The organism is cf. Phormidesmis sp. LEGE 11477 (assembly GCF_015207105.1).
Classification (GTDB): domain Bacteria; phylum Cyanobacteriota; class Cyanobacteriia; order Phormidesmidales; family Phormidesmidaceae; genus Phormidesmis.
Map to the genome: position 1 here is coordinate 1 of NZ_JADEXO010000169.1, position 10,281 is coordinate 10,281.

General features: G+C 51.1%; 10 protein-coding genes. 5 read left to right on the forward strand and 5 right to left on the reverse strand.

Features of this window, described 5'->3' with window-relative positions; all coding sequences use genetic code 11:
- Positions 1 to 34: 34 nt before the first annotated feature.
- Positions 35 to 571 carry a hypothetical protein gene (locus IQ256_RS27045; RefSeq protein ID WP_193858800.1) on the reverse strand — a complete coding sequence of 179 codons (537 nt, stop codon included), beginning with the start codon at positions 569 to 571 and terminating at the stop codon, positions 35 to 37.
- Between the two features lie 146 nt (positions 572 to 717).
- Between IQ256_RS27045 and IQ256_RS27050 the strand changes: the two genes are divergently transcribed.
- Together IQ256_RS27050 and IQ256_RS27055 are read left to right on the forward strand one after the other, a co-directional pair.
- Positions 718 to 1,929, forward strand: coding sequence for an aminotransferase class V-fold PLP-dependent enzyme (locus IQ256_RS27050; protein ID WP_193858801.1), 1,212 nt, complete (start codon positions 718 to 720; stop codon positions 1,927 to 1,929).
- Between the two features lie 116 nt (positions 1,930 to 2,045).
- Positions 2,046 to 2,609, forward strand: a complete 564-nt coding sequence (locus IQ256_RS27055) for a Uma2 family endonuclease (RefSeq protein ID WP_193858802.1) — start codon at positions 2,046 to 2,048, stop codon at positions 2,607 to 2,609.
- 7 nt (positions 2,610 to 2,616) lie between these two features.
- On the opposite strand, the gene IQ256_RS30585 is transcribed toward IQ256_RS27055, so the two are convergent.
- On the reverse strand, positions 2,617 to 2,766 hold the full coding sequence (locus IQ256_RS30585) for a DUF5615 family PIN-like protein (RefSeq protein WP_370623561.1): 150 nt from the start codon (positions 2,764 to 2,766) through the stop codon (positions 2,617 to 2,619).
- Between the two features lie 374 nt (positions 2,767 to 3,140).
- Between IQ256_RS30585 and IQ256_RS27065 the strand changes: the two genes are divergently transcribed.
- Both IQ256_RS27065 and IQ256_RS27075 read left to right on the forward strand, forming a co-directional pair.
- Positions 3,141 to 3,539: a DUF6326 family protein gene (locus IQ256_RS27065; RefSeq protein WP_193858804.1), complete on the forward strand. Its 399-nt coding sequence runs from the start codon at positions 3,141 to 3,143 to the stop codon at positions 3,537 to 3,539.
- Positions 3,540 to 3,732: 193 nt separating this feature from the next.
- A complete protein-coding gene (locus IQ256_RS27075) occupies positions 3,733 to 4,017 on the forward strand; it encodes a BrnA antitoxin family protein (protein ID WP_193858805.1) in 285 nt (94 codons plus the stop codon).
- 416 nt (positions 4,018 to 4,433) lie between these two features.
- Here the strand turns inward: IQ256_RS27075 and IQ256_RS27080 are convergent, their stop codons facing one another.
- The 3 genes from IQ256_RS27080 to aspS form a co-directional block, all read right to left on the reverse strand.
- A complete protein-coding gene (locus IQ256_RS27080; RefSeq protein ID WP_193858806.1) occupies positions 4,434 to 5,093 on the reverse strand; it encodes a hypothetical protein in 660 nt (219 codons plus the stop codon).
- An 88-nt stretch (positions 5,094 to 5,181) separates the two neighbouring features.
- On the reverse strand, positions 5,182 to 5,517 hold the full coding sequence (locus IQ256_RS27085) for a DUF6464 family protein (RefSeq protein ID WP_193858807.1): 336 nt from the start codon (positions 5,515 to 5,517) through the stop codon (positions 5,182 to 5,184).
- 108 nt (positions 5,518 to 5,625) lie between these two features.
- Entirely contained in the window at positions 5,626 to 7,419 is a 1,794-nt protein-coding gene (gene aspS, locus IQ256_RS27090; protein ID WP_193858808.1) for an aspartate--tRNA ligase, read from the reverse strand.
- A 243-nt stretch (positions 7,420 to 7,662) separates the two neighbouring features.
- Here aspS and IQ256_RS27095 point away from each other — a divergent pair.
- A partial coding sequence (locus tag IQ256_RS27095) for a choice-of-anchor D domain-containing protein (RefSeq protein ID WP_193858809.1) occupies positions 7,663 to 10,281 on the forward strand: 2,619 nt, incomplete at its 3' end.

Consider the following 10,281-nt stretch of genomic DNA (forward strand, 5'->3'; position numbering starts at 1 on the left):
GGGGAATAGGGAATGGGGGAGTGGAGATTATGATTTACGGAGCGCAGTAGGTGTTGATGTTTTCTATGAGGGTACTGCCGCTGCTATCGGCGGTCTGAAGCTGTTCGTAGGCAGTGCTGGTTTGTGTTTGGAAGGTATTGAAGCTGGCGCTGAAGTCGGCTTCTGTTTCGGCGTCAGCGATTGGCTGCATGGCTGATTGAGCGGCTGTGAGTGCGTCTGCGGACTGGGTGAGTACATTGGCATAGCGATCGCGATAGCCGCTGAGCTGATCGTCAGCCAGGTTTAGATCCGTGATGTCTTGAGCGAGTGTGCTAGTTTGATTGCTCGCTTCACTGACGGCCTCTATATAGCTATTCGCGGCTGTCTTAATGTCTTCTAACCCTTGGGCTCCAGATATTTGTGTCAGCGACTGATTGATAGATTGTTCGTAGTCCCCAACAAATGACTCAGCGCGGTTGATGGCGCTAATGAGCTGATTGCACTGGGATGCTCTGCCGCCACAGCTACTGAGGGCGATCAGTATGAAGCTCAAGCAAGTTAGTACTTTTTGGCGCGAGCGAGGAAGTGGCATGCTTAGGAAACCGGGTGCAAGAGCCGAAGGGAGATTATCGATACTGACTAACAGCTATTGATGAATTGATAGCTATCGACGTAGGTCAGATCGTTTCAGCGAGACTTACTATAGCAATTCAACCCTCATGAGTAACCCCCCAGCCCATGCCAGAAATTGACTCTGTAGTTCGTCATCGTCAGCAGTTTTCCGCCCTCACTGGCAAGCAATACTTCAACTACGGTGGCCAGGGGCCGATGGCGAATAGCGCTGTAGAAGCCATGCACCAAGCGCAGATCAAAATTCAGCGAGAAGGCCCGTTTTCGGGCACGATTGGCGACTGGATAGCGATGGAGGGTAAGCAGGTTCGTGGCGCGATCGCCCGCACCCTCGGCGCACCACCAGAGACGATTACGCTGACTGAGAACGTCACCGTAGGCTGCAATATTCCGCTGTGGGGGTTGGATTGGCAGGAAGGCGATCGCATCCTCATTGGCGACTGCGAACATCCCGGTGTGATTGCAGCGGTTCGTGAAATCAGCAGACGATACGGCGTTGCTATCGACACCTGCCCAATCTCTAGCTGGCTAGAGGGAGCCGACCCGTTAGAGGTAGTCATCCAAACCCTAATGCCGCAGACTCGCCTAGTCATCCTCAGCCATATCTTATGGAACACGGGCCAGCTACTGCCGCTCAAAGAACTCGTCGATATCTGTCATGCCAACTCACCCCAGACAAAAGTCTTGATCGATGCGGCTCAGTCCGTCGGCTCACTGCCGCTCGATCAGCCTGGCTGGACGCTGCCAGAAACAGGGGTAGACTACTATGCCTTTACAGGGCACAAATGGTGCTGCGGTCCAGCAGGACTAGGTGGACTTTATACCAGAGCAGAAGTTCTTGCAGAAACTGCTCCTGCTTTTATCGGCTGGCGCAGTGTAGAGGTCGATAGTCAGGCTAATCCGACGGGCTGGAAACCAGATGGCCGTCGGTTTGAAGTGGCAACCTCTGACTATGGTCTGTGGGTAGCGCTGCGAGAATCACTAGAGATTCAAGCCGCTTGGGGCAGTAGCCAGGATAGGTACAACAGGATCTGCGAGCTTAGCGCTCGGCTTTGGAAAGGACTTAGCGTGCTATCCAATGTGCAGTGTCTGCTAAAGGAAGCTCCACCGCCATCGGGACTAGTTTCTTTTCAGCTCTTAAATGGAGTCGGACAGCCAGATCTAGAACAACACAGCACGCTAGTAGGACAGTTAGAAACAGAAAAAATCTACCTACGCACCCTACTATCGCCCAACTGCGTGCGAGCCTGCGTTCACTACCTGACAACAGAAGCTGAGTGCGATCGCTTGATAGAGAGAATTGCAAAAGCAGCACCCTGAAAGCGCTTTGTGATAGTCATAGGGGAATGAGATCTAAGGTGCCTCGAGTTTCCTTATTAATTCCTAGATAGAATAGTCGGTAGTTTCAGATTTGGTAGGTACAAAGGTCAACCCTAATGGTACAAGCACCCCTTAAAACGCTGACCTTGGCAGAGTTTTTACAGTTACCTGAAACGAAACCTGCCAGTGAATATATTGATGGCCGAGTTATTCAAAAACCGATGCCCAAAGGAAAACACAGCGTTATTCAGGGAGAACTGGTGCCCGCCATCAATGGGGTAGTTAAACGTAACCGCATTGCTCGCGCATTTCCTGAACTACGGTGTACCTTTGGCGGTCGTTCTACTGTTCCTGATGTTGCAGTTTTTCTGTGGGATCAAATTCCGCGCGATGAGAATGGAGAGGTTGCTGATTCTTTCTTAGCCCCACCAGATTGGACGATTGAAATCTTGTCTCCCGAGCAGAGTCAGACAAGAGTAACGAAGAATATCCTGCACTGTTTACAGCACGGAACCGAAGTCGGTTGGTTGATTGATCCAGGAGAGCAAACTGTATTTATCTATCGCCCAAAACAAGAACCTGAAGTGCTGGACAAACCTAAACAGGTTATTCCCGCACCATCATTTGCAAGTGAGCTAAAGCTTACGATCCAAGAATTATTCGCTTGGCTTCTGGAGTAAGACATCCCTAGTCGCACTCATATTCTTCAGCAGCTAAGTCATGAAATCGAACATAACTCGAATCAGGAAATACATCAGCCAATCGATTCACCAGCTTTCGGCTGAGATTCTGGTCGGAAAGCAGTTTCAAGCAGCAATTCGCATCCGCCAGGTGCATGGCTTACCGCCACGCTTATCGGGTTCGGTTGTGATGATGTCGCGATAGCTCACAATACAAACCGGACGTGCTTCTTGTGTACACATCACTGTGGAGCAGACTAACACCTTGCTGCAACGGGTATTAGATATCTAAGTCAGTCAGAGACAACTAGTCAGCCGCTGTTGAGTTTTACCATTAGATTGCTCAAGTCACCTGCGAAAACATACTAAAAAAATCATTCCTTGCAGTAAGGAGGGCTGCCAAGATATCTATCTAGCACAGTGGGTTTCAGGTAAGGAATGAATCTTATTAATGTTTAGCGGATCAGATGTATTCAGTAACAGATATCGATATTGTGCCAGACGACCTTTAAAAATAAGAGACTAAACTCAATGGATATTACAAAAATAAAGATCTCGGCTCTTTGGATAGTGGTGATGTTTAATATTGCTTTTGCCGACATTGTTGGCTTTATTCACCCTGGCACGCTAGAGAAAATTATTGAAGGATCTTTTGGATTCCCAGTGACACCTGAGATATTGCTAATTTTCTCTATTTTTCTGGAAATTCCGATAGCAATGATATTTCTGTCTTTGATTTTATCGGACAGAACGAGCCGTTGGCTCAACACCTTTGCCGTAACATTCACGACTCTGTTTGTGGTGGGCGGTGGCAGTGCGACCTATTCTTACTACTTTTTCGCAACTGCTGAAATTGTCTGTATGTTAGCTATCTTGTGGTTTGTATGGAGAAGGATTGGCAGGGATCGTGTCTCTATGAAACAAAGTTAACGCGAGCGATTCCCTGGTTGAAAGCGCGGTATTAGATATTTTTTGTAGGCTAGTTCAACTGCGGATGATAGTTACGATTATGGAGAGCAGCGTTTTGTCACATTCGGGTTGCTTCAAGGGTGAGTGATTGCCGTTGTCAATACAGAACGTGAGGAGCGCATTCGCATTATTTCTGCAAGAAAAGCGACGAAAAATGAACAACGAGCCTACTTCGAGCAACTCTCAAACTGACTGGCAACGGTTGGATGCTATGAGCGATGAAGATATTGATTTATCAGACTGCCCAGAGGTTACGCCAGAAATGTTTGCTAAGGCAGTAGTACGACGAGGTTCCCCGGCTAAAAGAGGCAAAGCTCAAGTCACGCTCCGTATTGATAGCGATGTGTTGGAGTGGTTTAAGTCTCACGGACGGGGCTATCAAACACAGATTAATCAGTTACTACGAGCGTATATGGAAGCACAGCAAGAAGTGCGATAGCGACTGACAGCTTAGTGTTGCGTTTGGCGACAACAGTTGCTACGACATGACTACACTATTGCAGCAGATTGTTGAGAGCGCTTGGTGGGATTTAAAGAAACTGATAGTGGCTGACTAGGCATACCATGACAACTGCAATAGCGTGTCATGGTATGCCTAAAGCTTTTTGAGAAAGCCATGAGATATTGAATGGGACACGTTCTCGGTATGTCCCAAAAGGTATGAATGCAACAAAGCCATTCTCCATACAAACTCAATTATCAGTGTCAGAAGAGACCGGCAACTTATCTAGAAGGAGACAGTCTAAAATGAGGAGGCAAGTCCGGTTGACTAGGTAACCTTCCTAAGTCTCCTTCACTAGTACCACCAGTACAGCTAATGGCTAAACTCGGTCCTAAAGCACTGTAAAGTAAGCGCTATGGAAATCCTTCGTCCTGGCGGTTGCCGACTTCGCTAAAGGGTTCTAGCAGCAGCCCTTCTAGATGAATGATGAGCTCGTCGCGGCGTTCGGCATCGGCTTCTCTTTGGGCGATAGACTGCTCAATAATCGCCCGTGACACGCTAGGAATTAGGCCAATCAGCGTGCTGCCTAGCAATCCGTCTTCAAAGCCTCTGGTGTCTTCAAGGATTTCTGCGTCTTCGCAAAATGAGCTGTTGGCTGGCTGATCGCAAACGCTTTCTGCTACAAAAATATAGAAAGACAGGCTATTAACAATGGCGTCTTCAATGTCGTTTTCTAAGCCATAAATACTGTCTTCTTCAGTCGCACTAGCAGAGGAGAGCCGGGTTTGCGATCGCAAGCTCAAGATCAGCTGCTGAATCACCGCATTCACACTAGAGGCGGCTTTGACATAGGCGAGCTGGCCAACCACGTACTCAGAATCAGTGGGCGAAAACTGCGACTTCAGCGTCTCAGCCGCGCCAATCACCTGATATCGCGATTCGACCAACGGCGCTAAGGGGGCTACTTCGCCCAAGTTAGCGGGCGCACAGCTCGCAGTAAACGTGAGACAAGAAAGCCCCACGACCACTCGTCGGAGGTTCTTTTTTGAGAAAGACAGCGCCTGGAGTCTCATAAAGCATCTACTTGCAAGAATTTTTCAAAAGGGTACCCACGAATACCTTTCTAAAGTCACTGCAACTATACATCGCAGACGTTCTCGTCTAATGCTCAGTTTCGTCGGACTTCATCTCGTCGTACTCCCTACCTTCATACTCACGGCAGCCTTCGCACGGCCCGCTAGGGTTGGGCGCACAGCGTAAAAACGGCGACCTGGCGTTCAGTTGGCAGGTGATATCGCCAATGACTAGACCCATCCCCTCTACGTAATGCTCATCAGGGTCGCGAGGCCGAATGCGAATTCGACGTAGGCGTTCACTAGCGGTGAAGTCGGTAGCTAGATGTATTTCTGTGTCAAAGGTGGAGCGAGCCCGCAGGCCGACGATGAGAGAAAGAAGCGCTGGCAACAGGCCGACTGCAATAATGAGCGCAATGAACATGAAAAAGTAGAAAGGGCATTAGGCGATCGCATTAGCCAAAATTCTAACGCGATCACCTGCAAAATAGAGACGATTAAAACCTATCTCATGCTGTCTTTTGACTTGGGCTTACTCTTTTGGCTTGGGTTTGTAGGTAGAAGCAACGCTGAGTTCTTTGAGCTGTTTGCTATCCACACTAGACGGGGCATTGGTGAGCAAGTCTCTCGCCTGCTGGGTTTTAGGAAAGGCGATCGCATCTCTAATTGACTGCTCACCCGCTAGCAGCATCACCAGTCGATCTAGCCCGTAGGCAATCCCACCGTGCGGCGGCGTGCCATATTCAAAGGCTTCTAGCAAAAAGCCAAACTTATCGCTGGCTTCTTCATCAGAAAGGCCAATGGTTTCAAATACTTTGGCCTGTACGTCAGGCTGGTAGATCCGCAAACTGCCCCCGCCAATCTCATAGCCGTTGTACACGATGTCATAGGCGACTGCCCTGGCAGTGGTGAGATCTGCTACATCGTCTGGATGGGGCGCGGTGAACGGGTGGTGCAGGGCTTCGTAGCGGTTTTCATCTGCGTTCCATTCAAACATGGGAAAATCGGTGACCCATAGCAGGTTGGTTTTGCTTTGGTCGATGAGCTTCAGTTCGGATGCGATCGCCTGACGCAGCTTATCTAGGGTGGCGTTCACGGTGCTGATATCGCCTGCGCCAAACAACAACAGATGGCCTGGCTGCGCCCCTGTTCTTTCTAAGAGAATCTGCTTTTGTTCAGAAGTGAGATTATCTTTGATCGCGCCGATGGTATCGATTTCGCCGCCTTCGCGCACGCGGATGTAGGCCACACCCCGCGCGCCCGCATCGGTTGCTACCTTGAACAAATCTCCTTTTGGCTTGATTCGCACATTAGAGATAGCATCATTGCCGCCTGGAATCGGCAGCACTTTTACCTGTCCGCCGCTAGCCACCGCCCCCGAAAAGACTTTAAACCCGGAATCTTTAACAATGTCGGAAACGTCTACTAGCTCCATACCGTAGCGGGTATCGGGCTTATCAGAACCGTAGCGATCCATTGCCTCTTGATAGGTCAGTCGAGGAAAGGGCATGGGAATATCAATACCTTTGACGGCCTTGAAGATATGAGCGATCAGCTTTTCATTGAGCTCTAGAATCTCTTCTTGATCCATAAAGCTCATTTCCATATCGAGCTGAGTGAATTCGGGCTGGCGATCGGCGCGCAAATCTTCATCTCGAAAACAGCGAGCGATTTGATAGTAGCGATCGACGCCAGCAACCATCAAAATCTGCTTGAATAGCTGAGGCGATTGAGGCAGCGCAAACCATTCACCTTCATTGACGCGAGAAGGCAAAATGAAGTCTCTCGCACCTTCTGGGGTAGAGCGGGTCAGAATCGGCGTTTCTACTTCCATGAAGTCTTCTTGATCTTCGAGGAAGCGGCGAATGGCTTTGATCACGTCATGGCGCAGGCGCATGTTGCGGGCCATGCGATCGCGCCTTAGATCCAGGTACCGATACTTCAGCCGCAAATCTTCTCGCACGTTTTCTTCTTCAGCCGTAGACACCTGAAACGGCATCTGCTTGCGAACCGCATTCAAAATCGTCAGCTCGTCGGCGTAGATTTCGACCTGTCCGGTTGGCAGCTTTTCATTGAGTGATTCGGGCGGCCTTTGCGTCACCCTACCCACCACTTTGACAACGTACTCATTGCGAACGTCTTCAGCCACCGGGTAGGACGCGGGCGTGCGTTCGGGGTCGCTGACAATTTGAACCGTGCCGGTGCGATCGCGTAAGTCCAAAAATACCACCCCGCCATGATCGCGCCGACGATCCACCCAGCCATAGAGCGTGACCGTTTTCTCAATTTGCTCGGCTCGAAGTTGACCGCAATAAAGGCTACGCATGATGGACAGATCAGGTAAAACAAAACCTTTCCATTATGAATCAAGAACGTCCTATCAGAAAATTTAAATGAGAAGAGCGTGAAGTCACCACACGAAGAGCGAACTGGGAAGAAGCAATGAAGGAATGGCGAAATGATCGAGAAAAGTAGTTAAGAATTACCCGTATGGGTACCGTGGCATTACCAAAATTGTCATATTTTTGGAGAAGCGCCTCGTGTTAATAGTTACTCAACTACTTACTTAATGACTACCTATAGCTCCGACGTAGCCAGCTCCGACGTAGACTCTGACGTAGAAAGTTTGCCTGGAGCAGTCGTTAATCGCACCGATCAAGCGGCTTACGCTAAGGAGATCGCGGCCTCACTCAATACAAAGCTCAGTCGCACTCAGCTCGGTAGTGAGCAGTCTGGTAGTGAGCAGCCCGGCAGTGAGCAAGCAGTGCCAAGACGTTTGATAGCCAAAGTCGGTCTACGTCAGCAAGATCATCTACTCTACGTGGCCATAGAAGCGGTTGAGACTGCAAAGGGCGAGATACCCACTGACCACAGACCCGACCCCAGAGTACTATTGCCCCAGCTACGGCAATTTCTGGGCGAGGCAACAGCCGAACTCGATCTAGGTTGGGTTCAGCTCGCTAAAATCAGTGGCCGTTTGCCAGGACAGAAGACACCTCTGTGGCAAGAAGATTTGCTGCTGCGCTTAGAGTCACCGATTGCCGATACGCTGATGGAACCTGCGCCAGCGCTGAGTCCGTCTGAGGGCGATATCAGCATTAGCATCGGCGGTAACATGAGCGGTCAGCTCATCGTCGGAGACAATAACCAGGCTTTTAGCTACACATACAACGTAGAAACGGGCGGCGTGGTCAATGTCGCTGCGCCACCCACTATTCGCCCTCGCCCCACGCCAGTTTCTCTTAGACCAAGGCCGTTCAAGCATCTGCTCGATCGCAAGACGGTGTTGCCAGTCGTGAGTGCAGCGCTGCTAGAAAAGCAGCCAGTAGAGGTGTTTGCAGAAGCTGGATTTGGTAAGACCTCGCTGATGCGACATTTGGCGCATGATGCGTCGATTACGGCTGCGTTCACAGATGGGGTTGTGTATCTGGCAGTACAGCGCCAGCTCGCCGCAGATTTATTACAGTCTCTCTACGATGCTTTTTATGAAGCGATGCCTGCGTTTAAGCCTAGTCAGGGACAGCTACGGCAAACACTCAAAGACAAGCAGGCGCTGGTAATTTTAGACGGACTGAAGCTAACTAAAGATGAGATCGGAGAACTGCTGTCTATCCTGCCGAACTGCGGGTTTGTGCTGGTGTCGCAGACTCAGGTGTACTGGCAAGATGGCGCGGCAATCGCCCTTCCTGGACTTCCCCTGCCAGACAGCATCGCACTGCTCGAAACAGAACTTCGTCGCCCCCTGAGCGAACCCGAACAGGCATCTGCCCAGTTTTTGCACGCAGAGCTAGCGGGCCATCCGCTACACCTTCGACGAATTGCCGCTCAAGCTCGCTCGGCCAATCAGTCTCTGGTGAGCATCGTTGAGACAATGCGGGCCGAGTCTGGTGAGATTGAGACGCGATCGCTCTTTGCCAAATTCAGTGCGCGGCTGTCTCCACAGCAAAAAGGCATCCTAGGCTTGATGGGTGCCATGGGCGGGATTGCCCTAACTGCAGGACAGGCCGCAGCCATGTCAGACGTGCCTGATACTGCCAGCGTACTCAGTGAGCTAGCCGATCTGCATTTGCTCGAATCTGTCGCCGAATCTGCAGCAGGTAGTCTAACCAATAGCTATCAGCTCAGCGCCGATCTGACTGAAGCCGCCATTCAGAGCTTCGATCCACAGCCCTGGCTGGCTAGAGCAACTGACTATTTCTGCGAGTCGGTCACGACACAGACTGCCCAGCCTGACGTCTTAGCGCATTTACTGGAATGGACTCAAAGCACTGGCAACTGGCAGCAAAGCCTAGAACTGTGCAAAGGGCTAGATCAGTCACTGTCGCTATCTGGGCAGTGGGCCCAGTGGCAGCAGACCATGAACCACGCGCTGTATGCAGCCGAGCAAGCGGGAAATAGCGCAGCCGAAGCCTGGTCTTTGCATCAGCTAGGCACGCAGGCACTGACCACTGGGAGTGACCGGGCAGAAGGGCTGCTATCGCGGGCACTGAGGCTACGCGAGCACATAGGTGATAAGGGAGGAGCGGCGGTCAGCCGGCACAATCTAGGGTTAATCGCGCCGCCGCTGGTTGAGAACGTTGAAGGGGAGCCAGGTACACCGGGTGGGTCTGAGGCGATAGTGAGCAGCGGCAGTTCGGCAGGCTGGTCATCCTTAGCAATTGGCAGTGCGATCACGCTCGGTGTGATTCTAGCTGGGATAGTTGGATTTGTGGCAGTCAGGGCATTCAGCGATAGAGACCCGGCGGTCATAGAACCCGTTTCAATAGAAGACAATGAGGATCAAACGGAAGAGCCCGTACCCGTTGAGGAATCGGGCGCTCAGTTTAGGTTTGATAGAACAGCGCTAGCGTTTGGCCGTACCGTCGTTGGTCAGCGGACTCAGCAGTCTTTTACCATTTCCAATGACGGCAACGTGCCACTGGCGATCGCATCCATCACTATCGTCGGCCCGCAAAGAGCAGACTATTCGATTACGACTGAAGATTGCACAGCAGCGGCGATCGCACCGAACGAACGCTGCCAGGTAGCGCTATTATTTGAGCCCGAAGCAGCAGGCGATCGCGCCGCCACGCTCATCATTGAAAGCAACGCTACCGAGTCGAGCCAGCTTTCAATCACGGGGGCAGCCGTCAGAGAATCAACGCCCACACCGACACCGACGCCCACACCCACCCCAACGCCCACACCC